The organism is Nonomuraea sp. CA-218870, from assembly GCF_050936535.1.
GTDB lineage: Bacteria > Actinomycetota > Actinomycetes > Streptosporangiales > Streptosporangiaceae > Nonomuraea > Nonomuraea corallina.
The window spans coordinates 811,065-836,090 of the sequence record NZ_JBNJMN010000002.1; the positions used below are offsets into that span (position 1 = coordinate 811,065).

Genomic DNA, 25,026 nt, shown 5'->3' on the forward strand with positions numbered 1-25,026 from the left:
GGCGGCGGGTTTCACCGGACGGCTACGGCGTGGCCGACCGGGCCTTGAACAGCGCCCGGCGCGCCGCCTTGGCCACCTGCTTGTCGGGGTGGACCTGGGAGATCCGGTCCAGCAGCTCCTCGACGTGCGCGTGCGGGATCTTCCAGATCACCTCGAGCAGCTCGTTGAGCATCTCCGGATCGATGTCGCGCAGGCTGCCCACGAACTCCGCCCGGCCCAGCCCTGCCGAGATCGTCCACATGTCGAGGATCAGCCAGTAGGTGTCGTCCTGCGTAGGCTGCGGCGCGTCCTCCACCTCCAGCTGGCTCAGGTGGGTGGCCGCGTACGGGCGCAACGACGGCTGCTTGAGAGCCGCCTGCCAGGCCGGGACCGCGGCGGCGCCGAGCGAGCCGACCACGCTGGCCGCCTGCACCCGGATCAGCGCGTCGGCCTCGTCCTCGGCCGCCGCCTCCAGCAGCTCCTGGGCGGCCGTGACCGGCTCGCGCAGCCGCATCCACGCAGCCAGCTCGGCGTCGGCCTCCTCCTCCGGCAGCTCGGCGCTGAGCACCAGCAGCTCGTGGGCGCTCATCGTCTCGATCGCCGGGCGGGCGTCGACCTCGATGTCGGAGTCGTCCACCAGGTGGACGACGCCTTCGGTGCCGAGGGGGGTGAGCCTGACCGTGTCGCCGTCGACCTCGACCATGCCGTAGCCGGTCAGCCAGTCAAGCACGGGGGCCAGCGGGTCACCCGTCGCCTCCCAGGCGTCGCCGCCCAGTTCGTCGTTGTCGGCGACGGCCCGCGCCAGCTCCTCGCGGAGCTCGGGCAGCTCCCGCGAACCGCCTGCGAGCAGCAGCCGGACGAGCAGGTTGCGGGTCAGACCGGCCAGGGCCATGGCGAGGTCGTCGTCCGCCGGCTCCGGGTCGCCGTAGTCGACCGAGTGCAGGCCGAGCATCCAGGCGTCGAGCACGTCCTCGTCGTCGTCGAACGGCCACTCCGAGGTGTCGTCCTGGACCGCGACCGTGTTGCCCTCGCCCGGCTCCAGGAACTCCAGGTCCACGGCGAGGTTCCAGACGTTCCACAGCTGCGGGACGACCTCGGCCAGCGGTCCCTGCGTGTCCGGCCTGGGCAGGCCGACGGCGGCCAGCGCCTCCTCGATCTCGGCGTCGCTGAGCAGGGTGTCGTCGCCCATGCGCCGGCCCGAGCCCACCCACAGGGCCAGGTCGCGGGCCTGGGCGATCAGCGGCACCTCCCGGGCGGCCGCGGCCAGCTCGGTGTCGGGACGCAGCCGGATCGTCGGCAGGGCCGCCAGCGCTTCGGCGAACGGCTCCAGGTCGCCCAGGTCGCCGGCCTCCTCGTCGTCCTCGTCGCCTTCGAGGTCGTCGATGAGGTCCTCCATGAGCTCGACGAACGGCTCCTCGACGTCGTCGAGCTCGGCCCGCAGATCGTCGAGGCTGTCGGAGCCCGTGGTCAGCCTGCCGGTCTCCGAGAGGAACGTCAGGTAGGCGTCGACGGCGGGCAGCATGCCGTCGGCCGCGGCGTCGGGATCGTCCACGACCTTCGGCATGCGGTCCAGCAGCAGGTTGCGCAGGTCGGCGCGCTTCCACGTGCCGAGGTCCTGCGAGAAGGCGAGACGGTGCCACAGGGCGGCGGGACCCACCAGCTCGGGGTCGCTGTCAGGCGCGTTGACGCGCGCCCACAAGATGAACTCTTCGAGCAGGGGTCGCAGCTCAGTGGCGGCTACCTCGATGCGATCTGTCACGCACTCAGGCTAGTGCTCCCGCGAGACACTCGGCTCCCCGAATTCCGATGGGAGGTCCGCTTCATGACCCGTCCCGGCGGCTCACGGCGACGTGCGAGGGCGGGCCGATGAGCGCCGGCGGCCGGTCACGAGGTGCGCCGCATCGCCTCGGTGATCCGCTCCGCCGCCGCCATCACCGGCACCGCGTGCAGCCGCCCCGGCGCCCTGGTCAGCCGTTCGATCGGGCCCGACACCGAGACGGCCGCGACCACCTTGCCGCCGTTGCCCCTGATCGGCGCGGAGACGCTGGCCACGCCCTGCTCGCGCTCGCCCACGCTGTGCGCCCAGCCCCGCCGCCGCACCGACGCCAGCGTCGCGGCGGTGAACTTGGCGCCGCGCAGCCCGCGGTGCAGCCGGTCGGGCTCCTCCCAGGCCAGCAGGATCTGCGCGGCCGAGCCCGCCGTCATGGGCAGCGCGGAGCCGACGGGCACGGTGTCGCGCAGGCCGCTGGAGCGTTCGGCCGCGGCCACGCACACCCGCTCGTCTCCCTGGCGGCGGTAGAGTTGCGCGCTCTCGCCCGTGGTGTCGCGCAACTGGATGAGCACGGGGGAGGCCACCGCCAGCAGCCGGTCCTCCCCTGCGGCGGTCGACAACTCTGAGAGCCGCGGGCCGAGCACGAACCGGCCCTGGGTGTCGCGGCTCACGATGCGGTGGTGTTCGAGCGCGACGGCGAGTCTGTGGGCCGTGGGGCGGGCCAGGCCGGTCGCCTGGACGAGCTGCGCCAGTGATGCCGGTCCGGCTTCGAGGGCGTTGAGTACCAGAACGGCCTTGTCCAGTACTCCGACTCCGCTAGAGTTGTCCATACACCGATACTGCAGTCTCGCCATATGAGAAGGCAAGTCGGTCGGGTGCCCGCGAGGGAGCGCCGGTCTCTCGGCTGAGGAGCGCAGGAAGCGAAGCGACCGGAGCGACGAGGGACGAGAGACCGGGTCTCGGCGACCGAGCGGCGATGCGCAGCATCGCATGTGAAACAGGAGGAAACCATGGGCCGCACACTGGCGGAGAAGGTCTGGGAGCAGCACGTCGTGCGCCGTGCCGACGGCGAGCCCGACCTGCTCTACATCGACCTGCACCTCATCCACGAGGTCACCAGCCCGCAGGCGTTCGACGGGCTCCGGCTCGCCGGCCGGAAGGTGCGAAGGCCCGAGCTGACGATCGCCACCGAGGACCACAACGTGCCCACGGTGCTCGGCCCGATCTCCGACCCCGTCTCCAAGACCCAGGTCGAGACCCTGCGCAAGAACGCCGCCGAGTTCGGCATCCGGCTGCACCCGATGGGCGACGCCGGCCAGGGCGTGGTCCACATCATCGGCCCGCAGTTCGGTCTGACCCAGCCGGGCATGACGATCGTCTGTGGCGACTCCCACACCTCCACCCACGGCGCGTTCGGCGGCATCGCGTTCGGCATCGGCACCAGCGAGGTCGAGCACGTGCTGGCCACCCAGACGCTGCCCGCCTACCGGCCGAAGACCATGGCCATCGAGGTCTCCGGCGAGCTGCCCGTGGGCGTCACGGCCAAGGACCTGATCCTGGCGGTCATCGCCGAGATCGGCACCGGCGGCGGCCAGGGCTACATCATCGAGTACCGCGGCGAGGCCGTGCGCAAGCTCTCCATGGAGGGCCGCATGACCGTCTGCAACATGTCCATCGAGGCCGGCGCCCGCGCGGGCATGATCGCCCCCGACGAGACCACGTTCGACTACCTCAAGGGCCGCCCGCACGCCCCCACCGGTGAGGCGTGGGACCAGGCCGTGGCGTACTGGAAGACCCTCAGGACCGACGACGACGCCGTGTTCGACAAGGTCGTGGAGATCGACGCCACGACGCTCACCCCGTTCGTCACCTGGGGCACCAACCCCGGCCAGGGCCTGCCGCTCGGCGCCAGCGTGCCCGGCCCGGAGAGCTTCACCGACCCGGTGGCCCGCTCGGCGGCCGAGCGGGCGCTGGAGTACATGGCGCTGACCCCCGGCACGCCCCTGCGCGACGTCCAGGTCGACACCGTCTTCGTCGGCTCCTGCACCAACGGCCGCATCGAGGACCTGCGCTCGGCCGCCGAGGTGCTGCGCGGCCGCAAGGTCACCACCCGCATGCTGGTCGTGCCCGGCTCGATGATGGTCAAGAAGCAGGCCGAGGAGGAGGGCCTGGACGAGGTGTTCAAGGCCGCCGGCGCCGAGTGGCGCGAGGCCGGCTGCTCCATGTGCCTGGGCATGAACCCCGACACGCTCCAGCCCGGCGAGCGCAGCGCCTCCACCTCCAACCGCAACTTCGAGGGCCGGCAGGGCAAGGGTGGCCGCACCCACCTCGTGTCGCCGCAGGTCGCCGCCGCGACCGCGATCACCGGCCGCCTGACCGCCCCCGCCGACCTCTAGGAGACCACGCACCATGGACGCCTTCACCACCCACACCGGCAAGGCGGCGCCGCTGCGCCGCAGCAACGTCGACACCGACCAGATCATCCCGGCCGTCTGGCTCAAGCAGGTCAGCCGCACCGGGTTCGAGAAGGGCCTGTTCGCCGCCTGGCGCGAGGACCCCTCGTTCGTGCTCAACGACCCCGCCTACGCGGGCGCCTCGATCCTGGTCTCCGGGCCCGACTTCGGCACCGGGTCCTCGCGGGAGCACGCCGTCTGGGCGCTGCAGCAGTACGGTTTCCGCGTCGTCATCGCCGCCCGCTTCGGCGACATCTTCCGCAACAACTCCACCAAGATGGGCCTGCTCCCGGTCGTGCTGCCCGGCGACCGGGTCGAGGCCCTGCAGCGGGCCGTCGAGGCGGATCCGGAGCTCGACGTGACCGTCGACCTGGCCGAACGCCAGGTCCGCTGGGCCGGCGAGACCGTCGCGTTCGAGATCGACGACTACACCCGCTGGCGGCTGATGGAGGGCCTCGACGACATCGGGCTGACCCTGCGGCACGCCGACGACATCACCTCGTACGAGAATGGTCGGCAGCCATGGCTGCCGACCACCGTCTAGAGGACGACGCACTGGCGCGGCGGTTGCGCGAAGCGCACCGCCGCGTCCGCCTGCTGCCCGCCGCGGACCGGGAGAGGCTGGGCCGCCGCTTCCTCGCGATCTGCGACCTGGCCAAGCGCGATCCCGGCAGGGCGGCCGCCCGCCTGGAAAGCCTGATGACCCTGCTCGACACGCCACGCGATGCCGAAAACACGCACGGTGATTGAGTTCCCCCGCGATCCCGCCTACTTTCAAGCGCGTACGGGGTTTCTACGCCGGACTCGTGAGCTGGAACCCCGAGCCATAACTGGGGGGAAAGAACTTCATGAACAAGCGGGAGCTCGTCGACGCCATCGCGGACCGCGTGGGCGACAGGAGAACGGCCACCGAGGCCGTCAACGCGATCATCGACGCCGTCCAGAAGGCGGTGTCGAACGGTGACAAGGTGTCGATCACCGGGTTCGGCGCCTTCGAGATGGTGCACAAGCCGGCCCGCACGGCGCGGAACCCTTCGACCGGCGCCGAGATCAAGGTGGCCGAGAGCTGGGCGCCCAAGTTCAGGCCCGGCTCCGACTTCAAGGAGCTGGTGAACGAGGGCGGCAAGAAGGCCGCGAAGAAGAAGTAGACCGCGGACGGCGGCGCCCGGGCTCCATGATCGGCGGCCCGGGCTTCTTCATGGCAGCGGGAACGTCGACAGCGTGATGTAGGTGATCTCGCCGCCCGCCACCGCGATGTTGACCCGCTGCCCGGCGCGGAGCAGCCGCAGCGGGCCCGCGTCGAAGGCGTGCGTGGGGAAGGCCAGCACGGTCCCGTCGTCGAGGAAGACGGTGCCGGATCGGGTCGCGGTGTCGAAGCTGCGCACGGTGGCCTGCACGTGAGCCAATCTAGAGGGTCAGCCGGAGTCCGGCCACAGCTCGGCCACCACCACGGCGGTGTGCCGGCCCAGCCCCAGCTCCATCGCCGCGCGCAGGTCGTCAGGCGTGTCGACGTCCCGTCTGAGCGAGTCGAGGCCGTGCGGGCACAGCTCCTTGGCCCCGCCCGCCAGATGCTTGGCCCGTGACTCCCCGCCGAAGCGGGGACGGAACGGGCGGCCGGGCCGTACCCCGTAGAAGGTGGTGCCGACGTCCAGCGCGTCGGGCACGAACGCCTGGTCGAACTCGGCGGCCGCGGTCAGCGCCGCCGCCAGCTCCGCCGGCCGCAGCGCCGGCAGGTCGGCCTGCAGCGCTCCCACCGCGTCGCCGGGCGCGAGCCGCGCGGCGTGCGCCGCGCCCGTGCGCAGCGCCGTGTTGAGCCCCCGGTCCGGGTCCTCCACCACGTCCGCGCCGAGCGCCGCGAGCGGCCCCGCCGCGGCAGGGTCCGCCGTCACCACGATCACCCGCGCCACCGGCGGGCACGCCAGCGCCGCCGTCACGGTGTCGCAGGCGACGGCCACGGCCAGTCGCGTGCGGTGCGGCCCGGTCGCGGCGGCCAGCCGCGTCTTCGCCGCTACCAGCGTCTTCACCGGGATCACCAGGGACCAGCGCAAGCTCATAGGCTAAGCATCGCGCCTCGACAGCCCGTGCCGCCAACCGGGAGACTTGGGCGCAACCGTCAGCGCTGGAGGAGACCATGAGCGGCTTGACGCGTCCATCGCGTTTCTGGGAAACGCTGGCCGTCGTGATCGTGAAGCCGCTCTCGTGGCTCCTGATCAAGCGCGACTGGCGCCGGGGTGACCGCATCCCGCGCACCGGGGGCGTCATCCTCGTGGCCAACCACCTGTCGTGGGCCGACCCGGTGCTGCTGGCCCACTTCCTCTACGACCACGGCCGCTGGCCGATCGTCCTGGCCAAGTCCAGCCTGTTCAAGGTGCCGCTCCTCGGCTACGCGGTGCGCTCGCTGCGCGCCATCCCGGTCTACCGGGGCAGCAGCGACGCGGCCAGGTCGCTGCACGAGTCGGCGGAGCGGCTCAAGGAGGGCGGGGCGATCCTCTTCTATCCCGAGGGCACCTGCACCCGCGACCCGCGGCTCTGGCCGATGACCGGCAAGACCGGCGCCGCGCGGCTGGCCCTGGAGACCGGCGTCAAGGTGATCCCGGTGGCCCATTGGGGGGCCCAGGAGCTGCTCCCGTACGGTGAGAAGAGGCCCAGGCTGTTCCCGCGCAAGACGTTCAGGGTCACGGTCGGCGAGCCGGTCGACCTGTCCAAGTACGCGGGGCTGCCGCCGCACGCGCCGGTGCTGCGCGACGCGACCGCCGACATCATGGCGGCGATCACCGAGCAGCTCGCCGTGCTCCGGGGCGAGAAGGCGCCGGAGACTTCCTACGACCCCGACGGACGGTGACGAGATGGCGAAGATCGCGGTGTTCGGCACCGGGTCGTGGGGGACCACGTTCGCGATGGTCCTCGCCGAGGCGGGCAACCGGACCGTCCTGTGGGGGCGCAGGCGCGAGGTGGTCGAGTCCATCGACCGCACCCACATGAACACCGACTACCTGCCCGGCATCGCGCTGCCGACCTCGCTGCGCGCGACCACCGACGTGGCCGAGGCGCTCGACGGGGCGGAGTTCGTGGTGCTCGCCGTGCCCTCCCAGACGCTGCGGGCCAACCTGGAGTCCTGGCGCGCGCACATCCCGCGCGACGCGGTGCTGGTGAGCCTGATGAAGGGCGTCGAGCTCGGCACCACCAAGCGGATGAGCGAGGTGATCCGGGAGGTGGCCGGGGTGCCCGACGAGCGGGTGGCCGTCGTCTCCGGCCCCAACCTGGCCAAGGAGATCGCGCAGCGCCAGCCCGCCGCCGCCGTCGTGGCCTGCTCCGACGAGAGCGTGGCCGACCGGCTGCAGAAGGCCTGCCACCTGCCGCCGTGGTTCCGCCCCTACACCAACACCGACGTGGTGGGCGTCGAGCTGGGCGGCGCGGTCAAGAACGTGATCGCACTGGCCGTCGGCGTGGCCGCCGGCATGGGCATGGGCGCCAACGTCAGCGCCATGCTCATGACCCGCGGGCTGGCCGAGATCTCCCGCCTGGGCGCCGCGCTCGGCGCCGACCCGCACACCTTCGCCGGCCTGGCCGGGATGGGCGACCTGGTGGCCACCTGCATGTCGCCGCTGTCGCGCAACCGCACCTTCGGCGAGAACCTCGGGCGCGGCATGACGCTCAAGGAGGTGATCGCCGCGACCCGCCAGACCGCCGAGGGCGTCAAGTCCTGCGAGTCCGTGCTGGAGCTCGCCAGGAAGCACGACGTGGAGATGCCGATCACCGAGGTCGTGGTGGGCGTGGTCCACGACGGCATGTCCCCGACCGAGGCCGGGATGCTCCTGATGTCCCGTTCTCCCAAGCCCGAGCGTTACGGCCTCTGACCCGCCACCGCGTGCTTGGCTCGCTGCGGGGGGTACGCCCCGGTAGATTCGGACGTCATGAGCAAGCCACGCGTCGCCGTCGTCTTCGGAGGTCGCAATTCTGAGCACGCCGTGTCCCTGATGGGGGCGGGCAGCGTGCTGGAAGCGATCGACACGAGCAAGTACGAGGTGATCCCGATCGGGATCACCCAGGACGGCAGGTGGGTGCTGGCCGCCGGTGACCAGCGGTTCCAGATCGAGGGCGGCGAGCTGCCCGCCGTCGACGCCTCGGGCGCCTCGCTGGCGCTGCCCACCGGCGGCACCGGCCTGATCGCGTACGACCAGGGGAGCATCCCGGTCGAGCTGGGCTCGGTCGACGTGGTCTTCCCCGTCATGCACGGGCCGTTCGCCGAGGACGGCACCATCCAGGGCCTGCTGGAGATGGCCGGGGTCCGCTACGTCGGCTCCGGCGTGCTGGCCAGCGCCGTCGGCATGGACAAGGGCTACATGAAGGCGGTCCTGGCCGCCGCCGACCTGCCGATCGGCCGCTACCTCGCCGTACGCGACCGGGACTGGCGCGTCGGCCGCGACCGGGTGATGAAGGAGGCCGAGCAGCAGCTCGGCTGGCCGCTGTTCGTCAAGCCCGCCAGGGCCGGGTCCTCGCAGGGCATCTCCAAGGCGCACGACCGGGCCGAGCTGGAGCGCGCCGTCGAGTTCGCCCGCGAGCACGACCCCAAGGTGCTCATCGAGGCGGCGGTCGGCGGCCGGGAGATCGAGTGCGCGGTGCTGCAGTCGTTCGGCGACGACCCGCCCGCCGCGTCCGCTCCCGGAGAGGTCAGGGTCGAGGGCGGCCAGGAGTTCTTCGACTTCGAGGCCAAGTACTACCCCGACCAGATGTCGCTCACGGTGCCCGCCGACCTGCCCGCCGAGACCGCCGAGGAGGTGCGGGCGCTGGCGGTGCGCGCGTTCGAGGCGCTCGGCTGTGAAGGGCTGGCCCGGGTCGACTTCTTCTACACGCCCGAGGGCGAGCTGGTGCTCAACGAGATCAACACCATGCCGGGCTTCACCTCGTTGTCGGTGGCGCCGCAGCTGTGGGCGGCGTCCGGGCTGTCCTACCCGGAGCTGGTCGACCGGCTCATCCAGCTCGCCCTGAACCGGTCACCGGGCCTGCGGTGAGACCTGCCCGATCGGCTCCGACAGTCGGGCCAGCACCTCGCCGGCCACGTGCGTGCCGCCGACGGCGACCTCCACGTAGAGCGGCGCCGCCACGGCCGTGAACAACGTGGGCGTCTCCGGATCGGCGAACCAGCCCACCCCGTCGATCTCCTGGAGCCGGTCGGTCGGGGCCATCCTGGCCGGCCGTGGCACGCCGCAGCGCAGCGCGATCGCGCCCTCGCCCCACACCGCGACGTACGGCGACTCCGGCACGCTCGCGGTGCGGCCGTCGCCGTCGAGCGTCTCCGGCAGCAACCCGGCGAGGCGGTCGCAGGCGGCCGCCGCCTCACCCTCCGGAACGGGCGGCTCCACCTGGACGGCGCCGCATCCGGCGAGTGCGAGAAGGACGAACAGGGCGGTGGCCGCACGCATCGATGGGAACCTCAGATATGGACGATCGGACACGTAAGGGTACGCGTGATCCCCTCCACGGCCTGAATCTGGGCCACCACGAGCTTGCCCAGCTCGTCGACGTTGCGCGCCTCGGCGCGGACGATCACATCGTACGGTCCCGTGACGTCTTCCGCCTGAGTCACCCCGGGAATGCCGGAGATCTCGTGAGCCACTGCGGCGGCCTTGCCGACCTCGGTCTGAATAAGGATGTAGGCCTGCACCATTACGTCCTCCCAGGCGATTGGATCACGCCGAAGGGCCACCGTACCCTGTGTGCGTCAGGAGGTGCGTCATCACAGTCGGGGATCTCGGCGAGTTCGGTGTTGTAGCGCGTGTTTCCGGGCGGCTGCCCCAGGGTGAGACGGTGTTGCTCGGCCCTGGCGACGACGCCGCCTTGGTGCGCGCGCCCGACGGGCGCGTGGTGGTGTCCACGGACGTCCTGATCGAGGGTAGGCACTTTCGCCGCCATTGGTCCAGCGGCTATGACGTGGGACGCAAGGCCGCCGCCCAGAACCTCGCCGACGTGGCGGCCATGGGCGCGGTCCCGACGGCCATCGTGGTCGGGCTGGGCATCCCGCCCGGCCTTCCCGTCACGTGGCTGGACGCGCTGACCGACGGCTTCCGCGACGAGTGCGCGCTGGTCGGGGCGAGCGTGGCGGGCGGCGACGTGACCAGGTGCGACCTGGTGGTGGTCGGCGTCACGGTGCTCGGCGACCTTCAGGGCCGCGCGCCGGTGGAGCGTTCCGGGGCGCGGCCCGGCCACGTCATCGCGGTGGCGGGCGTCCTCGGCCGCTCGGCCGCCGGCCTCGCTCTGCTCGACTCCGGCCGGGTGCTCCCGTCTCCCGGGTCCGGCTCGTACGGGGGATCGGACGGTTCACCGGCCGGCTCGCGTCCCCCCGTCCCGGGACCCGGAGGCGATCCGCTGGCGGAGGCCGTCGCGGTGCATCTGCGGCCGCGGCCTCCTTACGCGTGCGGGCCCGAGGCGGCGCGGCTGGGCGCGAGCGCGCTGATCGACGTGAGCGACGGGCTGCTCCAGGACCTGGGGCACGTCGCGCGGGCCGGAGGCGTGCGGATCGACCTGGATCCCGGGGCCTTCGCCGTGCCGGACGCGGTGGCAGCGGCCGCGGCGGAGCTCGGCGCCGACCCGCTCGACTGGGTGCTCACCGGCGGGGAGGACCACGCGCTGGCCGCCGCCTTCCCCCCGGAGGTGCCGCTGCCGGACGCGTGGCGGGTCGTCGGCAGGGTGTCGGAGGGGGAGGGCGTGCACGTGCGGGGTCGTGCGCCGGGGCCCGGCGGCTGGGATCACTTTCGGTGACCGAGTGTCCTAATTTGCCGGAAAAATTCCGGATTTAGGGTGTGACTATGGAGATTGATGGGACAAGGGCGTAGCCGAGGTGTTATGAAGATTGGCGGCCAACTGTAACCGGCAGAAAGGGCTGTTCATGGGCCGCCACGGGACAGGTGGATCCGAAGACGCGAACGATCGGGGGGACAGCGCCTTCTGGGGCCCTGACGACCAGCAGTCCGACAGCTTCTGGGGCAAGGACGACAGGCCCGAGCCTCCAGGCTGGCCCTCCCTGCCCGACCAGCCGGAAGTCACCGGCCAGTGGGCGCCCATGCCGAAGCGGGACACCCCGCCCCCGGCCACGGGTCACCGGTCCGACCCCTTCGAGACCACCGGCGCCTTCGCGGCGTCCCCCCGCCCCGGCGCCGATCACGGGCGCCCGCGGGACGACCAGCCGTTCGAGACCACCGGCGCGTTCGCCCGGCCGCAGTCCTGGGACGACGCCCCGGACGGCCACCCGCAGGGCCGCCTGCCCGACCAGGGCCCGAACCCCGGGCTCGGCCCCGCCGACCCGCACGGTGCCTTCCGGCCGCCGGCGGGCGACCCCTTCGCGGACGCCCACGACCCGTTCCGGTCCCAGCAGCCGGACCCGCACGACCCGTTCCGGTCGCAGCAGGGCGACCCGTTCGGCCAGGCGGACCCGCACGACCCGTTCCGGTCGCAGCAGGGCGACCCGTTCGGCCAGGCGGACCCGCACGACCCGTTCCGGTCGCAGCAGGGCGACCCGTTCGGCCAGCCGGACCCGCACGACCCGTTCCGCCAGGGAGACCCGCACGGCGCCTTCCGGCCGCCGCGGGACGACCCGTTCGGCGGCGACACCCGGAGCCTGTCCCGGGAGCAGGGCGACCCGTTCGGGCAGGAGGCGACGGGCAGGTTCGACGCGCCCGGCCTGCCGCCCGAGCCCGGCGACGTCAAGGTGGCCGGCGAGCCCACCATGGTCGCCCGTACCCCGGCATGGGCGGAGGCGGAGACCGGCTTCCTCGGCCCGGACCGGTCCGGCGAGGAGCAGGGCGACCCCGAGCCCCGCCGGGGGCGCGGACGGCGCAAGCCCCCGGACGACCCCGACGATCCCGGCGGGTTCGACGGCCGGTCCGGTGGCAGGTCCGGCGGCCGGGGACGGCTGGCCCTGCTGTCGGTGGCCGCCGTCGCCGTCGTGCTGGGCGGCACCGTGATCGGCGTCAAGATGATGGGCGGCGGCGACGAAGCCTGCCCCGGCGGCCGGTGCGCCGCCGTGCAGGGATCGAACCAGCCCGGCCCGCAGGTGTCCGAGCCGGTGGAGGAGACCGAGCCGGTCGAGGACGAGGAGACGCCGGACGAGGAGGCCACGGAGGAGGAGGCCCGGCCGGAGCCGACGCGGTCGGACACCGGTTCGCCGGCCCCGCGCCGCACCTCCGCGCCGACGCCGAGGCCCACGAAGACCAGGTCGGCGCCGCCCGTCGAGGACGAGCCGGTCGATGAGCAGACGGTCGAGGAGGTCACCGACGACGAGGTCACCGACGAGCCGACCGAGTCCCCCTCGCCCGGTGACGTGGGCAACGGCACCGTCCCCACCCAGGGCGTGCCTCAGCCGGACTCCACGCCGACGACCGAGGCGGCGCCCCGGAGCCGGCCGCTGTCGGGCGGCGCGGCGACGGTCAACGTCCGGTTCAACGTGGACCGGCAGCGGGTGGCGGGCTACACGGCGACGATGAGCGTGACGAACGACTCACCGCGGACGCTGGACTCCTTCACCCTGTCCATGCCCGTCCGGGGCAAGATCCTGGACGTGCGGGGCGTGGAGTGGACGCAGGACGGCAACCTGCTGATCGTGGACATCACCACGCCGATCGCCGCCGGTGACAGCGCCGAGCTGACCATCTCGGCCACGGGCCGGGCGGGCACGCCGAAGAACTGCGGCCTCGTGGGCGGTGACTGCGCGATCGCCTGAGCCGGGGGCCGTCGCCCACCTGGTCAAGTGGTTGGATGGGGGATATGACGGATTCAGCTTCCCCCATGAGTCCCGCCCGCGTCCTCACCGTCGCCGGATCCGACTCCGGCGGCGGCGCGGGCATCCAGGCCGACCTGAAGACCATGCTGGCCCTCGGCGTGCACGGCATGAGCGTGATCGCGGCGGTGACCGCGCAGAACTCCGTCGGCGTCCAGGGCTACTGGGAACTCCCGGCCGAGGCGGTGCGTGCGCAGCTCGACTCGGTGCTGGGCGACATCGGCGCCCAGGCGGTCAAGACCGGCATGCTCGCCTCGCCCGCGCTCGTGGAGACCGTGGCCGAGGCGCTGGGCGGGTACGCGGCGCCCGTCGTGGTGGACCCCGTGGGGGTCTCCAAGCACGGTGACACGCTGCTGGCGCCGGAGGCCGTGGAGACGGTACGGCAGCGCCTGCTGCCGGCGGCCACCGTGGTGACCCCGAACCTGTGGGAGGTGGAGCAGCTCACCTCCGTCAAGGTCGAGGACGAGGACGGACTGCGCCGCGCCGCCGACGCCGTGCTCGCGCTGGGCCCCCGCTGGGCGCTGATCAAGGGCGGTCACCTGCCGGGCGCGCCGGTCGACCTGCTGACGGACGGCGTCACCGAGCACCGTTTCACCGCCGAGAGGCACGACAACCGCCACACGCACGGCACCGGCTGCACGCTGGCCTCCGCCATCGCCTCCTACCTGGCCCTGGGCGAGGACGTGCCGGGCGCGGTGGGCAAGGCCAAGGAGTACGTCACGGGCGCGATCGCGCGCGGCTTCCCCCTCGGCGCCGGCATCGGGCCCGTGGACCACGCCTGGCGCTGGCGCTGACCTCGTACGGACGGAAAGGCACGGGCGGCCTGCGGGCCACCGCGCGGAAGGCGCGGAAACCGCGGCCCCTTACGTAGGGCGTGGGAAACCGCGGCCCCGCGCGGAAGGCGCGGGGCCGCCGGACAGGGCCGGGCCGGGAAAGCGAAAAGCCCGCCGCTCCTCGTGGAGCGCGGGCTTGTCGTTGACGTGCGACCTAGCGGGTGACCTTGCCGGCCTTGATGCAGGAGGTGCACACGTTGAGCTTCTTCGGCGTCCCGCCGACGACGGCGCGGACCGTCTGGATGTTGGGGTTCCAGCGGCGGCGGGTGCGGCGGTGGGAGTGGGAAACGTTGTTGCCGAAAGTCGGCCCCTTGCGGCAGACATCGCAGACGGAAGCCACGGTATCGCTCCTTAAAACAGTCGATGTAGCCCTGTCCGCTGATGCTGTGAGGGCGGAGGGCATGCCGGGACAACCGGCCAGCCAGGCAAGAATATCGGATCGCCACGGGTGGGTGCGAACCGATCACTGGGACCGGGCCCGGCACGACGATATTCTCCTCTGTAGCGAACTGTAGCACCGGGAGGTCGGGACACGTGCCCATGGACGTTCTCGACCCGCCTTCGGTGCGGCGGTGGGCGCGGCTGGCCGCTGACGCGCTGGGCAGGGCCAGGGCCGACATCGACGCGCTCAACGTGTTCCCCGTGGCCGACGGCGACACCGGGACCAACCTCCACCTCACCATGCTCTCGGCCGCCGAGGCGGTGGAGTCGCTGCCCGACGACGTGGACGCCGCCGTGGTGTGGCAGACGCTGTCGTACGGGGCGCTGGTGGGGGCGCGCGGCAACTCCGGTGTGATCGTCAGCCAGGCGCTGCGCGGGCTGGCCGAGATCCTGAAGGACGGCGGCGACCTGCGTGCGGCGCTGGCCAGGGCCGCCGACCTGGCGCGCGGGTGCGTGGCCAGGCCGGTCGAGGGCACCGTGCTGAGCGTGCTGAGCGCGGTGGCCGAGGCCGTGCGGGGGGTCGAGACAGGGCCGGCGGAGGTGGCGCGGCGGGCGGCGGAGGAGGCGCGCGCGGCGCTGCGCCGCACGCCCGGCCAGCTGGACGTGCTGGCCCGCAGCGGCGTGGTCGACGCCGGCGGCGCGGGGCTGACCGTGGTGCTGGAGTCGCTGGCCGCGGCGATCACCGGCAGCCACCGCGAGCGCTACGACGTGCCCGCGCCGACCGCGCGGGTCACGCCGATGACCGAGGTGGGCGCCGGCTACGAGGTGATGTACCTGCTCGACGCCGACGACGACGCGGTGGGCAAGCTGCGCGCGGAGCTCGACGCGATGGGCGACTCGCTGGTCGTGGTCGGCGGCGACGGGCTGTGGAACGTGCACGTGCACGTCGGCGAGGCCGGCCCCGCCATCGAGGCGGCGTTGCGGGTGGGCAGGCCGTACCGCATCAGGGTGACCTATCTCGCCGAGCGCGCCCGGGCCGCGGGCGACGGCAGGGGAGTGGTCGCGGTGGCCGCCGGCGCGGGCATCGCCAAGCTGTTCGAGGAGTGCGGCGCGGTCGTGGTGCGGCGCGAGCCGGGCGGACGGCCCGCGCTGGCCGCCATGCTCGCCGCGATCCGGCAGGCCGGCCGCGAGGTCGTGGTGCTGCCCAACGACGAGGACGCCGGCGCGGTGGCCGTGGCGGCCGCGGAGATCGCCCGTGAGGACGGCGTGGTGGTGACCGTGCTGCCCACCGAGGCGACCGTGCAGGGGCTGGCGGCGCTGGCGGTGCACGACCCGTCGCGGCGCTACGACGACGACGTGGTCGCCATGACCGGCGCCGCCGGCCACACCCGCCACGGCCATCTCGTGGTCGCCGACCGCGAGGGGGTCACCAGCGCGGGCCTGTGCCGGCCCGGGGACGTGCTGGGGCTGATCGACGGCGACGTGGCCGTGATCGGGCGGACGCTGGAGGAGGTCGCCGCGCTGGTGGTCGACCGGATGCTGGCCGGCGGCGGCGAGCTGGTGACGCTGGTGACCGGGGCCGACGCGCCGGACGGGCTCGCCACCGGCGTGGCCGACCACCTGCGCCGCGTCAGGCCCGACGCGGACCTCGTGGTCTACGGCGGCGAGCAGGGCGGCTACCCGCTTCTCATCGGTGTCGAGTGATTCCTGTCGGCCGTACGAGGTAGAACTAGGTGCCGTGAGCCGTTTCGACGAGCCGCTGACGAAGGCGCTCGACCCGAAGACCGCCAAACTGCTGGGCGAGGTGCTCGGCCTGGAGACGGTGGGCGACCTGCTGCGCCACTATCCCCGCCGCTACGCCGAGCGCGGCGAGCTGACCTCGCTCGACGCGCTGGCGGTCGACGAGCACGTCACCGTGGTCGGCGAGGTGAGCAGGCTGATGCGCAAGCCGATGCGCAACCGCGGCGGCACCTGGCTGGAGGTCGAGGTCGTCGACGGCACCGGCAACAAGATCTATCTCTCGTTCTTCGGCAAGGGCTCCCACGCCGCGGAGTCGCGGCTCAAGCCGGGGCGGCGCGGCATGTTCGCCGGCAAGGTGGGGCTGTTCGGCGCCCGCGCGAAGCCGCGCTGGCAGCTCGCCCACCCGGAGTTCGAGCTGTTCGAGGAGGGCGAGGCCAGCGCCGCCGAGTTCGCCGCCGCGCCGGTGCCGATCTATCCGGCGGGCAAGGACATCACGCCGTGGGCGATCAGGCGGGCCGTCGGGGTGGTCCTCGACACGCTGGGGCCGCTGGACGACCCGCTGCCCGGCGAGCTGCGCGCCCGCCACCGGCTCACCGGCCTGGCCGACGCGCTGGAGGCGATCCACCGGCCGAAGGACCTCGCCGACGTGCAGCGGGCGCGCAAGCGGCTGAAGTTCGACGAGGCGTTCGTGCTGCAGTCCGTGCTGCTGAGGCGCAGGCACGCGGCCACCGCCTGGCCCGCCAGGCCGAGGCCGCGCCGCGACGACGGCATCCTGGCCGCCTTCGACGGGCGGCTGCCGTTCGCGCTCACCGAGGGTCAGGCCCAGGTCGGCGAGGAGATCGCCGCCGACCTGGCCGCGGCCCATCCGATGCACCGGCTGCTGCAGGGCGAGGTCGGCGCGGGCAAGACCGTGGTGGCGCTGCGTGCCATGCTCCAGGTGGTCGACGCGGGCGGGCAGGCGGTGCTGCTCGCGCCCACCGAGGTGCTGGCCCAGCAGCACCACCGCTCGATCACCTCGATGCTGGGCGACCTGGCCCAGGGCGGCATGTTCGGCGGCACCGCGGTCACGCTGCTGACCGGCTCCATGGGCGCCCAGGCCCGCCGGGCCGCCCTGCTCGACGCGGCCTCCGGGACGGCAGGCGTGATCGTCGGCACCCACGCCCTGCTGCAGGAGCACGTCCAGTTCGCCGACCTCGGCCTGGTGGTGGTCGACGAGCAGCACCGCTTCGGCGTCGAGCAGCGCGACGCGCTGCGCGAGAAGGCGGGCGAGGCTCGCCCGCACGTCCTGGTGATGACCGCCACCCCGATCCCGCGCACGGTCGCCATGACCGTCTTCGGCGACCTGGAGGTGTCCACGCTCTCGCAGCTCCCGTCGGGGCGCGCGCCGATCACCACCCACGTGGTGCCCGCCGCTCAGAAGCCCCACTACCTGGAGCGCACGTGGGAGCGGGTGCGCGAGGAGGTGGCGCTCGGCAGGCAGGCCTACATCGTCTGCCCGCGCATCGGCGACCTCGAAGGCGACGAGGGCGACCTGGCGGCCCAGGCGGCCGACGACGAGCGCCGCCCTCCGCTGGCGGTGCTCGACGTGGCAGAGCTGCTCGGCCAGGGCCCCTTCGCCGACCTGCGGCTGGGCGTCCTGCACGGCAAGCTCCCACCGGAGGAGAAGGACGCGGTCATGCGCGCCTTCACCAGGGGCGACCTGGACGTCCTGGTCGCGACCACGGTGATCGAGGTCGGCGTGGACGTGCCCAACTCGTCCGTCATGATCATCATGGACGCCGACCGGTTCGGGGTCTCCCAGCTCCACCAGCTCCGCGGCCGGGTGGGCCGGGGCGGCCTGCCGGGACTCTGCCTGCTGGTCACCGACTTCGCCGAGGGCACCCCCGCCCGGGCCCGCCTCGACGCGGTCGCCTCGACGCTCGACGGGTTCGAGCTCTCCCGGGTCGACCTGGAGCAGCGGCGCGAGGGCGACGTCCTGGGCGCCGCGCAGTCGGGCAAGCGCTCGTCCCTGAAGCTGCTGCAGCTGCTCCGGGACGAGGACGTCATCGCCGAGGCCCGTGAGGAGGCCGCCGCGGTCCTGGCCGGGGATCCCGGCCTGGCCTCGCACCCCGCGCTGCGCGCGGAGATCGACCGGCTGCTGGAGGACGAGAAGGCCGAATACCTCGAGAAGACCTGAGCGGGGGAGCGCCGCCGGCGCGGGGTGAGGGAGAAAGAAGATGTTGGGCCCAGCCGCGGGGACGGCCTCCCCCCGAATGCCGTCCCCGGCTGGGCCCATCCCCCGGGTCAGGTGCCGAGGGTACCGGCGTGCGGAAGGGCTCACGATCACGCCGGTCGGCCTTCTCTGGGTCACCTCGAAGGCCGCAGAACTCATCATGCTCACCGAGCCACCCGGTGTGAATCACCCTTGCGCAGTCGAGGCCGACACTTGTCCACTCTTGACCTGCTCCGGCATGCGGAACAATGGCTCCCATGACTCGGATCATCGCGGGCGCCGCAGGTGGGAGGCGGCTCGACGTGCCGCCGGGCCGCGGCACGAGACCGACGAGCGACAGGGCGCGCGAAGGCGTCTTCTTGACCCTCGACTCGCTGTACGGGCTCGCGGGCGCCCGGGTGCTGGACCTGTACGCCGGTTCGGGGGCGGTCGGCCTGGAGGCGCTGTCGCGGGGGGCGGCGCACGCGCTGATGGTGGAGTCCGACCCGAAGGCGGTGCGCACGATCCGGGCCAACATGGCCGCGCTCCGGCTCGACGGCGCGGCGGTGCTGGCCGACCGGGTGGAGCGGGTGCTGGCCGAGCCGTGCGCGGAGCCGTTCGACATCGTCTTCGCCGATCCTCCGTACGCGGTGGGTGACGAGGAGGTGGCCCGGGTGCTGGCGGCGCTGCGGGACAACGGCTGGCTGCTGTCCGGGGCTTTGGTGGCCTTTGAGCGGGAAAGCAGGGGAAAGGCCCTGGTGTGGCCTGATGGCTTCATTGAGGAGAGGGTCCGCCGTTACGGTGAAGCGTCCGTTTGGTACGGTCGCGCCGCCGGGGAATGATGACCGCCCGTAGACCAGAGGAGGCGTCTTGCGCCGCGTAGTCTGCCCGGGGTCGTTCGACCCCATCACCAACGGCCACCTCGACATCATCGCCAGAGCCGCCAGGTTGTACGACGAGGTCGTCGTGGCGGTGCTGATCAACATCGAGAAGAGCAGCCTGTTCACCGTCGACGAGCGGATCGACGTCCTGCAGACCGTGACGAAGGAGTACCCCAACGTCAAGGTGCGCAAGTTCCACGGCCTGCTGGTCGACTTCTGCAAGCAGAACGACATCCCGGCCATCGTCAAGGGCATCCGGGTGGTCAGCGACTTCGACTACGAGCTCCAGATGGCGCAGCTCAACTACCGGCTGTCGGGCGTGGAGACGCTGTTCATGCCGACCAACCCCGAATACTCGTTCCTGTCGTCGAGCCGGGTGAAGGAGATCGCCCGGTACGGTGGGGACGTGTCAGGCCTGGTCCCCGACCTGGTCCACCAGCTGCTCACCGAGCGGCTCAAGGGCTGACGGCGACCTGGTATTCTTTGATTTCGGCCTTGTACGACGGCGTTTTCGCCATGCCTAGCGAGAGCAGGATGACTCAGCACCTCGACCCCCGCTCCCCCTGGGTGATCTCCACCCACGACCTGGGAAAGCGGCCGGGCACGATGCGGGAGCTTGCCCTGGTCCTTCCGGCACCGGCAGATCTCGGCGTCGACATGATCGGCGTGCCGAAAGACGCCGAAGTCGAGCTGGACCTCCGGCTCGAAGCAGTGATGGAAGGCGTGCTCGTCTCGGGCACGGCGCAGGCCCCGCTGACGGGGGAGTGCGCGCGGTGCCTGGACCCGGTGTCCTCCGACATCGAGGTCGAGCTCCAGGAGCTGTTCTTCTACTCCGACGAGGACGCCTCGGAGGAGGACTCGCTGCTCGACGGGGATCTGCTCGACCTCGAGCCGACGTTCCGCGACGCGGTGGTGCTCGCACTGCCGCTGAGCCCCGTCTGCCAGGACGACTGTCCGGGGCTGTGCACGGAATGCGGGATCAAGCTGGCCGAGGCCGGCGACGATCACCGGCACGACAAGATCGACGCCCGCTGGGCGTCGTTGCAGGGTCTGATGACCGAGAACGATAACGATCAGGAGAAGTGACGTGGCCGTCCCGAAGCGAAAGATGTCGCGGAGCAACACCCGCGCCCGTCGCTCCCAGTGGAAGACGACTGCTGTCGCCCTGGTGAGCTGCCCGCAGTGCCGGTCTCCGAAGCAGCCGCACATCGCGTGCCCCACCTGCGGCACCTACAACCGTCGTCAGGTCGTCGAGCCGTCTGCCTGATCCGCCGAGTTGACGTGATTCCGGCCGGTGCCATCGTGCCCCGGCCGGCGTTACCGTCTCAGACGTGTGCGGTGGCGGTTTCGCCCGCGGCCGTGGTGGACGCCGGAGATCCGGTCCCCCGACGCCCACCACGTTTTCGGGCATCTTCCGCAGCCGTCGCGCCGTGTGGAGATGTCCGAGGAGGAAAGCACGTGGGCGCAGGTCCTAAGCCGGTGGCCGTGGAGGTCGCCAGAGACGAGATCGAGCGAGTCCTGTCGGTGGCCCTCGATCCCGACATCCTGGAGCGGGCGCTCACGCACCGCTCCTACGCGTACGAGAACGGCGGCCTGCCGACCAACGAGCGCCTGGAGTTCCTGGGCGACTCGGTGCTCGGACTCGTGGTCACCGACACCCTCTATCACAACCATCCCGACCTGCCCGAGGGCCAGCTGGCCAAACTCCGGGCCGCGGTGGTCAACATGCGCGCCCTGGCCGACGTGGCCCGCGGGCTCGGCGTCGGCCGGTTCCTTCGCCTCGGCAGAGGCGAGGAGGGCACCGGCGGGCGCGACAAGTCCTCGATCCTGGCCGACACGCTGGAGGCGCTCATCGGCGCCGTCTACGTCGACAAGGGCCTCGACGAGGCGTTCCGGGTGGTCCACCGCCTGTTCGACCCGCTGATCGTGCGCTCTGCCTCGCTCGGCGCCGGGCTCGACTGGAAGACCTCGCTGCAGGAGCTGACCGCTTCTGAGGCGCTCGGCGTGCCCGAGTACCACGTCGAGGAGAGCGGCCCCGACCACGCCAAGTCGTTCACCGCCGAGGTGCGGGTGGGCGGCGAGTCCTACGGCGCCGGCACCGGCCGCAGCAAGAAGGAGGCCGAGCAGCAGGCCGCCGAGGCCGCCTGGACCCGCATCCGGGCCGGGCGCGATCAGCGCGAGAGCCAGCCGGCGGGTTAGGTTGCCGGAGCTGCCCGAGGTAGAGGTCGTCCGCCGCGGTCTCCAACAGTGGGTGACCGGGCGGGAGATCGCCTCTGCCGAGGTGCTCCACCCCCGTGCGATCAGGCGTCACCTGCCCGGGGCGCTGGAGCTGGCCGCCCGGCTCCAGAACCGCACGCCCCTCTCGGCCGAGCGGCGCGGCAAGTACCTGTGGCTTCCGCTGTCGGGCGCCGAGGAGGCGCTGATGGCGCATCTCGGCATGAGCGGCCAGTTGCTCGTGGTGCCGCACGACGCGCCGCAGGAGAAGCATCTGCGCGTACGGCTCCGCTTCCACGACGGCGGCCCCGACCTGCGCTTCGTCGACCAGCGGACGTTCGGCCACGTCATGGTCAGCCCTCTGGCCGGCGGGGTGCCCGAGCCGATCGCGCACATCGCGCCCGACCCCTTCGAGAGCGCGTTCGACGAGGCCCGCTTCGCCGCCGGCCTGCGCAGGAAGCGGACCGAGATCAAGCGGGCGCTGCTCGACCAGTCGCTGATCAGCGGGGTCGGCAACATCTACGCCGACGAGGCGCTCTGGCTGGCCCGGCTCCACTGGGCGCGGCCGACCAACACGCTGACCCGTCCCAAGATCGCCGAGCTGCTGGAGGCGGTCCGCCGGGTGATGGGGGCCGCGCTGCTGCAGGGCGGCACGTCCTTCGACAGCCTGTACGTGAACGTCAACGGGGAGAGCGGCTACTTCGACCGCTCGCTGGAGGTCTACGGGCGGCGTGAGCAGCCCTGCTCGCGGTGCGGCACGCCGATCAGGCGGGAGCCCTTCATGAACCGTTCCTCGTACTTCTGCCCCCGATGCCAGCGACGGCCACGCTGACGGCGGTGAGAGCCGCGGCCAGCCACATGGTCGCGGCGACCGAGACGCCGTCGGCCACCCGGCCGCCCGCGAAGGAGCCGAGGGCGATGGAGACGTTGAAGGCGGCGACGAAGAGCGCGGTGCCGAGCTCGCCACCGCCCGAGCGCATGATCCACAGCTGCAGGGTCACGCCCACGCCGCCGTAGCCCAGGCCCCACACCATCAGCGCGGCCAGGGGCTGCCCGATCAGCGGCAGCGCCGCGGTGGCCACGGCCATGAGCACGGCCAGCGTGATGAGCACCGCCCTGGGCCGCCTGGCCGCCCGTGCGCCTGCAGCGAAGTTCCCCAGCACGCCCGCCGCGCCGTACAGCAGGAGCGCCGTGCCGACGAGGCCGGAGCCGGCGCCCGCCTCCTGCTCCAGGAACGGCCGCACGTACGTGTAGGCCGCGAAGTGGCCGGAGATGATCAGGACGGTCAGCACGAGGACGATCCTGAGCGGCCGAGAGATCTTCCCACGGCGGCTCCCCGGATCCTCGCGCTCCGCCGATCCGGAGCGAAGCACGTCCAGCACCGGCCCGGACGCCTCCGGGCGTGCGGAGCCGGACATGTCGGGAGACGGCCCGGGAGACGGCGCAGCCGGTCCGGGTGCTTCGCGGTGCGGGGACGCTTGGGGACGGGGGTGGCCGGGGAGCGGGGGGAGCGTCGCGGCCAGCAGCGCCACCAGGACGAAGGCGACCAGCCCCAGGGCCGCGAAGGCCACTCGCCACCCCGCGAACGAGGAGACGAACGCCGCCGCCGGCACGCCCAGCACCGAGGCCACGGACACGCCCGACAGGATGGTCGAAGTGGCCCTGCCGACGGACCGGTCCGGCACGAGCCGCGGGCCCAGGCCCGCCGCGAAGGCCCAGAAACCGCCGATGCTCACCCCGGTCAGCACCCGGGCGGCGAGCATGACGAGGTGGTCGGGGGCGAGCGCGCACCCCAGGTTGGCGACCGCCAGCAGGGCCATCAGCCCCACCAGCGTGAGGCGCCGGTCGAGCCGCCGGGCGATGATCGCGAGCACGGGCGCCGAAACTGCGGCGACCAGGCCGGGAGCCGACATCATCAGACCCGCCGTGCCGTCCGACACGCCCAGCTCGCCGCTGATGGAGGTCAGGAGTCCGACGGGAAGCATCTCGCTGGTCACGATGGCGAAGGTGCCCATCGCCAGGGAGGCCACGGCGAGCCACCGCGCCCGGCCGGAAGTGGAGTCGACGGTCATGGTCATGACGCTCAGACTCGCCGCGGCGCGCCCCCGGGAACAATGGCGAAGGCCGAAGGCTTGGTTGAGTCAGGCTAAGCGATCCGCGGAGGATGGGATGGAGTTCAGGGAGTTGGAGTGCTTCGTGGTGCTCAGCGAGGAACTGCATTTCGCTCGTACGGCGGAGCGGCTCTACCTGTCGCCGGGCCGGGTGAGCCAGCTCACGCGCTCGCTGGAGAGCCGCATCGGCGCCAGGCTGTTCCACCGGACCAGCAGAAGGGTGCGGCTGACGCCGTTCGGCGAACGGTTCCTCGCTGACCTGAGGCCCGCCTACGACGGGCTGGCGAGCGCGGTGTGCCGGGCCAAGGCGGTCGCCCGCGAGGTGACCGGGCTGCTCAGGGTGGGCTTCCTGGCCACGCCCACGGACGTCGTCACGGGAAGCGTGCGGGCTTTCGAGCGCCGGCATCCGGGTTGCGAGGTGGAGCTGGTGGAGATCCCGCTCTCGGACCCGTTCGGCAAGCTCCGGGCGGGGCGGGTGGACGTCGTGTTCACGCTGCTGCCCGTGGACGAGCCCGACCTGGAGACGGGGGAGGGGCTGAACCGGGTCTCCTACCTGCTGGGCGTCTCCGCCCGGCATCCATGGGCCGGGCGGACCGGCGTCGACGCCGAAGAGCTGGCCGGACTCCCCATGATCGGCCTCGACGGTCCCGCGCCGCGCGCGTGGAGGGAACGGGTGACCCCGTCCGCGACTCCTTCCGGCAGGCCGATCCCGCGGGCGGGTACGGTGACCACCGGACAGGAGGGCCTGACCCAGGTGGCGCTCGGGCGGGGCGGGATGCTGTTCTGCGCCCCCACGGCGGCCCATCACCGGCGGCCGGACGTGAGCTTCGTGCCCGTCACCGGGCTGCCCCCGTCGGTGCTCGGGCTGGCCTGGGTTGGGGAGCTGGAGACCGCGGCCATCAGGGCGTTCGGCGCGGCGGCGGCCGGGTCGCGGGTGGCGTGAGAAGGGCGCGAAGCATGATCGGGCGAGGTGGCCCCGGAGACGGCGGGGCGTCGTGGGGCGGAGAGGATCACCGGGGAGACATGGATGACGTACGGCTGACGGCGTGGGTGCGCGGGCGGGTGCAGGGGGTCGGGTTCCGGTGGTGGACCAGGGCCAGGGCGCTGGAGCTCGGCCTGGTGGGCTGGGCGAGGAACACCGGCGACGGGCGGGTGGAGATCGTGGCCGAAGGGCGGCGCGAGGCCTGCGTCAAGTTGCTCGACCTGCTCCGAGGTTGCGACACGCCGGGGAAAGTCGATGGAGTAGTGGAACGGTGGAGCGAACCCCGAGGTAGTTTGGGTGGTTTTGTGGAGAGGTAGGCGCTTTCGTTGAACCGTGCAAATAGGGTATAGTTATATGTCGGGAGTGCTTGCGGGTGGGCTTCAGCCCGTGCTTCGACTTGACCGCCCACTCTGCCGGTGCGACCCTTGTTAGGTACCACGCGCACCCCTCCCGCGGAATAAGAAGTGCGCGAACCAGTCTGGTCACTCAGCGTGGAGGACCCTTTACCATGGCGAAGGCTCTACTCGGCCACGTCGGCGGTCCTGACCCTCGTATGGTCTCGGAAATGCGCCGCTTGCAGCAGCGTATCCGTGACCTGGAGGCAGAACTCATCCGACTCCAGGCCCAGAATGACGCTCTTGCGGCACAGACCCGCGACGAGGCGATCAGTCGCATGCAGGAGCGCGAGCCGGCACTCACCTGAGAGTGATCGGAGCG

At 72.3% G+C, this 25,026-nt stretch carries 29 protein-coding genes; 21 read left to right on the top strand and 8 right to left on the bottom strand.

What is annotated here, in order from left to right; all coding sequences use genetic code 11:
• Nucleotides 1-22: 22 nt before the first annotated feature.
• Together ACQEUU_RS32450 and ACQEUU_RS32455 are read right to left on the bottom strand one after the other, a co-directional pair.
• The gene (locus ACQEUU_RS32450) at nucleotides 23-1,738 is read right to left on the bottom strand and encodes a hypothetical protein (protein ID WP_433072981.1); all 1,716 of its coding nucleotides are present in this window, start codon (nucleotides 1,736-1,738) and stop codon (nucleotides 23-25) included.
• Nucleotides 1,739-1,863: 125 nt separating this feature from the next.
• Nucleotides 1,864-2,580, bottom strand: a complete 717-nt coding sequence (locus tag ACQEUU_RS32455) for an IclR family transcriptional regulator (protein ID WP_433072983.1) — start codon at nucleotides 2,578-2,580, stop codon at nucleotides 1,864-1,866.
• A 180-nt stretch (nucleotides 2,581-2,760) separates the two neighbouring features.
• Between ACQEUU_RS32455 and leuC the strand changes: the two genes are divergently transcribed.
• The 4 genes from leuC to ACQEUU_RS32475 all read left to right on the top strand — a co-directional run bounded on the left by leuC (nucleotide 2,761) and on the right by ACQEUU_RS32475 (nucleotide 5,351).
• Complete coding sequence (leuC, locus tag ACQEUU_RS32460; RefSeq protein WP_433072985.1) at nucleotides 2,761-4,146, top strand: 3-isopropylmalate dehydratase large subunit; 1,386 nt, start codon at nucleotides 2,761-2,763, stop codon at nucleotides 4,144-4,146.
• 13 nt (nucleotides 4,147-4,159) lie between these two features.
• The gene (gene leuD, locus ACQEUU_RS32465; protein ID WP_433072987.1) at nucleotides 4,160-4,747 is read left to right on the top strand and encodes a 3-isopropylmalate dehydratase small subunit; all 588 of its coding nucleotides are present in this window, start codon (nucleotides 4,160-4,162) and stop codon (nucleotides 4,745-4,747) included.
• Nucleotides 4,726-4,953, top strand: coding sequence for a hypothetical protein (locus tag ACQEUU_RS32470; protein ID WP_433072989.1), 228 nt, complete (start codon nucleotides 4,726-4,728; stop codon nucleotides 4,951-4,953). Before leuD ends, ACQEUU_RS32470 begins: the two co-directional genes overlap by 22 nt.
• 98 nt (nucleotides 4,954-5,051) lie before the next feature.
• Nucleotides 5,052-5,351: an HU family DNA-binding protein gene (locus ACQEUU_RS32475; RefSeq protein ID WP_393406089.1), complete on the top strand. Its 300-nt coding sequence runs from the start codon at nucleotides 5,052-5,054 to the stop codon at nucleotides 5,349-5,351.
• A 48-nt stretch (nucleotides 5,352-5,399) separates the two neighbouring features.
• On the opposite strand, the gene ACQEUU_RS32480 is transcribed toward ACQEUU_RS32475, so the two are convergent.
• Nucleotides 5,400-5,600 carry a hypothetical protein gene (locus tag ACQEUU_RS32480; protein ID WP_433072991.1) on the bottom strand — a complete coding sequence of 67 codons (201 nt, stop codon included), beginning with the start codon at nucleotides 5,598-5,600 and terminating at the stop codon, nucleotides 5,400-5,402.
• A gap of 18 nt (nucleotides 5,601-5,618) precedes the next feature.
• Nucleotides 5,619-6,257, bottom strand: a complete 639-nt coding sequence (gene cofC, locus ACQEUU_RS32485; RefSeq protein ID WP_433072993.1) for a 2-phospho-L-lactate guanylyltransferase — start codon at nucleotides 6,255-6,257, stop codon at nucleotides 5,619-5,621.
• Nucleotides 6,258-6,334: 77 nt separating this feature from the next.
• Between cofC and ACQEUU_RS32490 the strand changes: the two genes are divergently transcribed.
• From ACQEUU_RS32490 to ACQEUU_RS32500, 3 genes are read left to right on the top strand one after another with little or no spacing between them, the layout of a single operon-like run.
• A complete protein-coding gene (locus ACQEUU_RS32490) occupies nucleotides 6,335-7,045 on the top strand; it encodes a lysophospholipid acyltransferase family protein (protein WP_433072995.1) in 711 nt (236 codons plus the stop codon).
• 4 nt (nucleotides 7,046-7,049) lie between these two features.
• On the top strand, nucleotides 7,050-8,060 hold the full coding sequence (locus ACQEUU_RS32495; RefSeq protein WP_433072997.1) for an NAD(P)H-dependent glycerol-3-phosphate dehydrogenase: 1,011 nt from the start codon (nucleotides 7,050-7,052) through the stop codon (nucleotides 8,058-8,060).
• A gap of 57 nt (nucleotides 8,061-8,117) precedes the next feature.
• On the top strand, nucleotides 8,118-9,215 hold the full coding sequence (locus ACQEUU_RS32500; protein WP_270158043.1) for a D-alanine--D-alanine ligase family protein: 1,098 nt from the start codon (nucleotides 8,118-8,120) through the stop codon (nucleotides 9,213-9,215).
• On the opposite strand, the gene ACQEUU_RS32505 is transcribed toward ACQEUU_RS32500, so the two are convergent.
• Nucleotides 9,198-9,626, bottom strand: a complete 429-nt coding sequence (locus tag ACQEUU_RS32505) for a DUF3515 family protein (RefSeq protein WP_433072999.1) — start codon at nucleotides 9,624-9,626, stop codon at nucleotides 9,198-9,200. The genes ACQEUU_RS32500 and ACQEUU_RS32505 overlap by 18 nt on opposite strands.
• A gap of 11 nt (nucleotides 9,627-9,637) precedes the next feature.
• Nucleotides 9,638-9,871 carry an Lrp/AsnC family transcriptional regulator gene (locus tag ACQEUU_RS32510; RefSeq protein ID WP_138708324.1) on the bottom strand — a complete coding sequence of 78 codons (234 nt, stop codon included), beginning with the start codon at nucleotides 9,869-9,871 and terminating at the stop codon, nucleotides 9,638-9,640.
• A gap of 47 nt (nucleotides 9,872-9,918) precedes the next feature.
• Here ACQEUU_RS32510 and ACQEUU_RS32515 point away from each other — a divergent pair, with 47 nt between their 5' ends.
• From ACQEUU_RS32515 to thiD, 3 genes are all read left to right on the top strand, one after another.
• On the top strand, nucleotides 9,919-10,962 hold the full coding sequence (locus tag ACQEUU_RS32515) for a thiamine-phosphate kinase (protein WP_433073001.1): 1,044 nt from the start codon (nucleotides 9,919-9,921) through the stop codon (nucleotides 10,960-10,962).
• 91 nt (nucleotides 10,963-11,053) lie between these two features.
• Nucleotides 11,054-12,919 carry a hypothetical protein gene (locus ACQEUU_RS32520; protein ID WP_433073003.1) on the top strand — a complete coding sequence of 622 codons (1,866 nt, stop codon included), beginning with the start codon at nucleotides 11,054-11,056 and terminating at the stop codon, nucleotides 12,917-12,919.
• Between the two features lie 65 nt (nucleotides 12,920-12,984).
• Nucleotides 12,985-13,770, top strand: a complete 786-nt coding sequence (gene thiD, locus ACQEUU_RS32525) for a bifunctional hydroxymethylpyrimidine kinase/phosphomethylpyrimidine kinase (protein WP_433073005.1) — start codon at nucleotides 12,985-12,987, stop codon at nucleotides 13,768-13,770.
• A gap of 193 nt (nucleotides 13,771-13,963) precedes the next feature.
• Here thiD and rpmB read toward each other — a convergent pair whose 3' ends face one another.
• Nucleotides 13,964-14,149, bottom strand: a complete 186-nt coding sequence (rpmB, locus tag ACQEUU_RS32530) for a 50S ribosomal protein L28 (protein ID WP_043618345.1) — start codon at nucleotides 14,147-14,149, stop codon at nucleotides 13,964-13,966.
• 200 nt (nucleotides 14,150-14,349) lie between these two features.
• Between rpmB and ACQEUU_RS32535 the strand changes: the two genes are divergently transcribed.
• From ACQEUU_RS32535 to mutM, 8 genes are all read left to right on the top strand, one after another.
• Nucleotides 14,350-15,894 (top strand): DAK2 domain-containing protein, encoded by a 1,545-nt coding sequence (locus ACQEUU_RS32535; RefSeq protein WP_433074462.1) that lies wholly within the window; start codon nucleotides 14,350-14,352, stop codon nucleotides 15,892-15,894.
• 34 nt (nucleotides 15,895-15,928) lie between these two features.
• A complete protein-coding gene (gene recG, locus ACQEUU_RS32540; RefSeq protein WP_433073007.1) occupies nucleotides 15,929-18,106 on the top strand; it encodes an ATP-dependent DNA helicase RecG in 2,178 nt (725 codons plus the stop codon).
• Between the two features lie 293 nt (nucleotides 18,107-18,399).
• Nucleotides 18,400-18,963 carry a 16S rRNA (guanine(966)-N(2))-methyltransferase RsmD gene (gene rsmD, locus ACQEUU_RS32545; RefSeq protein ID WP_433073009.1) on the top strand — a complete coding sequence of 188 codons (564 nt, stop codon included), beginning with the start codon at nucleotides 18,400-18,402 and terminating at the stop codon, nucleotides 18,961-18,963.
• Between the two features lie 28 nt (nucleotides 18,964-18,991).
• The gene (gene coaD / locus ACQEUU_RS32550) at nucleotides 18,992-19,468 is read left to right on the top strand and encodes a pantetheine-phosphate adenylyltransferase (RefSeq protein WP_433073011.1); all 477 of its coding nucleotides are present in this window, start codon (nucleotides 18,992-18,994) and stop codon (nucleotides 19,466-19,468) included.
• A gap of 50 nt (nucleotides 19,469-19,518) precedes the next feature.
• Entirely contained in the window at nucleotides 19,519-20,088 is a 570-nt protein-coding gene (locus tag ACQEUU_RS32555; protein ID WP_433074465.1) for a YceD family protein, read from the top strand.
• 1 nt (nucleotide 20,089) lies between these two features.
• Nucleotides 20,090-20,269 (top strand): 50S ribosomal protein L32, encoded by a 180-nt coding sequence (gene rpmF, locus ACQEUU_RS32560; protein WP_082535183.1) that lies wholly within the window; start codon nucleotides 20,090-20,092, stop codon nucleotides 20,267-20,269.
• A 212-nt stretch (nucleotides 20,270-20,481) separates the two neighbouring features.
• Complete coding sequence (gene rnc / locus ACQEUU_RS32565; protein WP_433074468.1) at nucleotides 20,482-21,201, top strand: ribonuclease III; 720 nt, start codon at nucleotides 20,482-20,484, stop codon at nucleotides 21,199-21,201.
• A gap of 1 nt (nucleotide 21,202) precedes the next feature.
• Nucleotides 21,203-22,048 (top strand): bifunctional DNA-formamidopyrimidine glycosylase/DNA-(apurinic or apyrimidinic site) lyase, encoded by an 846-nt coding sequence (gene mutM, locus ACQEUU_RS32570; RefSeq protein ID WP_433073013.1) that lies wholly within the window; start codon nucleotides 21,203-21,205, stop codon nucleotides 22,046-22,048.
• Here mutM and ACQEUU_RS32575 read toward each other — a convergent pair.
• Nucleotides 21,996-23,294: an MFS transporter gene (locus tag ACQEUU_RS32575; protein ID WP_433073015.1), complete on the bottom strand. Its 1,299-nt coding sequence runs from the start codon at nucleotides 23,292-23,294 to the stop codon at nucleotides 21,996-21,998. The genes mutM and ACQEUU_RS32575 overlap by 53 nt on opposite strands.
• Before the next feature lie 91 nt (nucleotides 23,295-23,385).
• Between ACQEUU_RS32575 and ACQEUU_RS32580 the strand changes: the two genes are divergently transcribed.
• The 3 genes from ACQEUU_RS32580 (at nucleotide 23,386) to ACQEUU_RS32590 (ending at nucleotide 25,012) form a co-directional block, all read left to right on the top strand.
• Nucleotides 23,386-24,270: a LysR family transcriptional regulator gene (locus tag ACQEUU_RS32580; protein ID WP_433073017.1), complete on the top strand. Its 885-nt coding sequence runs from the start codon at nucleotides 23,386-23,388 to the stop codon at nucleotides 24,268-24,270.
• An 80-nt stretch (nucleotides 24,271-24,350) separates the two neighbouring features.
• The gene (locus ACQEUU_RS32585; protein ID WP_270158031.1) at nucleotides 24,351-24,626 is read left to right on the top strand and encodes an acylphosphatase; all 276 of its coding nucleotides are present in this window, start codon (nucleotides 24,351-24,353) and stop codon (nucleotides 24,624-24,626) included.
• A 191-nt stretch (nucleotides 24,627-24,817) separates the two neighbouring features.
• Complete coding sequence (locus tag ACQEUU_RS32590; RefSeq protein WP_049556952.1) at nucleotides 24,818-25,012, top strand: hypothetical protein; 195 nt, start codon at nucleotides 24,818-24,820, stop codon at nucleotides 25,010-25,012.
• Nucleotides 25,013-25,026 lie beyond the last annotated feature (14 nt).

Bases quoted from the DNA above. Each gene is read 5' to 3' on its own strand.
- ACQEUU_RS32475 (WP_393406089.1), top strand. From the start codon at position 5,052: ATGAACAAGCGGGAGCTCGTCGACGCCATCGCGGACCGCGTGGGCGAC.
- ACQEUU_RS32495 (WP_433072997.1), top strand. From the start codon at position 7,050: ATGGCGAAGATCGCGGTGTTCGGCACCGGGTCGTGGGGGACCACGTTC.
- leuD (WP_433072987.1), top strand. From the start codon at position 4,160: ATGGACGCCTTCACCACCCACACCGGCAAGGCGGCGCCGCTGCGCCGC.
- cofC (WP_433072993.1), bottom strand. From the start codon at position 6,257: ATGAGCTTGCGCTGGTCCCTGGTGATCCCGGTGAAGACGCTGGTAGCG.
- leuC (WP_433072985.1), top strand. From the start codon at position 2,761: ATGGGCCGCACACTGGCGGAGAAGGTCTGGGAGCAGCACGTCGTGCGC.
- ACQEUU_RS32470 (WP_433072989.1), top strand. From the start codon at position 4,726: ATGGCTGCCGACCACCGTCTAGAGGACGACGCACTGGCGCGGCGGTTG.
- ACQEUU_RS32535 (WP_433074462.1), top strand. From the start codon at position 14,350: ATGGACGTTCTCGACCCGCCTTCGGTGCGGCGGTGGGCGCGGCTGGCC.
- ACQEUU_RS32575 (WP_433073015.1), bottom strand. From the start codon at position 23,294: ATGACCATGACCGTCGACTCCACTTCCGGCCGGGCGCGGTGGCTCGCC.
- thiD (WP_433073005.1), top strand. From the start codon at position 12,985: ATGAGTCCCGCCCGCGTCCTCACCGTCGCCGGATCCGACTCCGGCGGC.
- ACQEUU_RS32510 (WP_138708324.1), bottom strand. From the start codon at position 9,871: ATGGTGCAGGCCTACATCCTTATTCAGACCGAGGTCGGCAAGGCCGCC.
- ACQEUU_RS32580 (WP_433073017.1), top strand. From the start codon at position 23,386: ATGGAGTTCAGGGAGTTGGAGTGCTTCGTGGTGCTCAGCGAGGAACTG.
- ACQEUU_RS32500 (WP_270158043.1), top strand. From the start codon at position 8,118: ATGAGCAAGCCACGCGTCGCCGTCGTCTTCGGAGGTCGCAATTCTGAG.
- ACQEUU_RS32505 (WP_433072999.1), bottom strand. From the start codon at position 9,626: ATGCGTGCGGCCACCGCCCTGTTCGTCCTTCTCGCACTCGCCGGATGC.
- ACQEUU_RS32490 (WP_433072995.1), top strand. From the start codon at position 6,335: ATGAGCGGCTTGACGCGTCCATCGCGTTTCTGGGAAACGCTGGCCGTC.
- ACQEUU_RS32555 (WP_433074465.1), top strand. From the start codon at position 19,519: ATGCCTAGCGAGAGCAGGATGACTCAGCACCTCGACCCCCGCTCCCCC.
- rsmD (WP_433073009.1), top strand. From the start codon at position 18,400: ATGACTCGGATCATCGCGGGCGCCGCAGGTGGGAGGCGGCTCGACGTG.
- ACQEUU_RS32590 (WP_049556952.1), top strand. From the start codon at position 24,818: ATGGCGAAGGCTCTACTCGGCCACGTCGGCGGTCCTGACCCTCGTATG.
- ACQEUU_RS32455 (WP_433072983.1), bottom strand. From the start codon at position 2,580: ATGGACAACTCTAGCGGAGTCGGAGTACTGGACAAGGCCGTTCTGGTA.
- ACQEUU_RS32585 (WP_270158031.1), top strand. From the start codon at position 24,351: ATGGATGACGTACGGCTGACGGCGTGGGTGCGCGGGCGGGTGCAGGGG.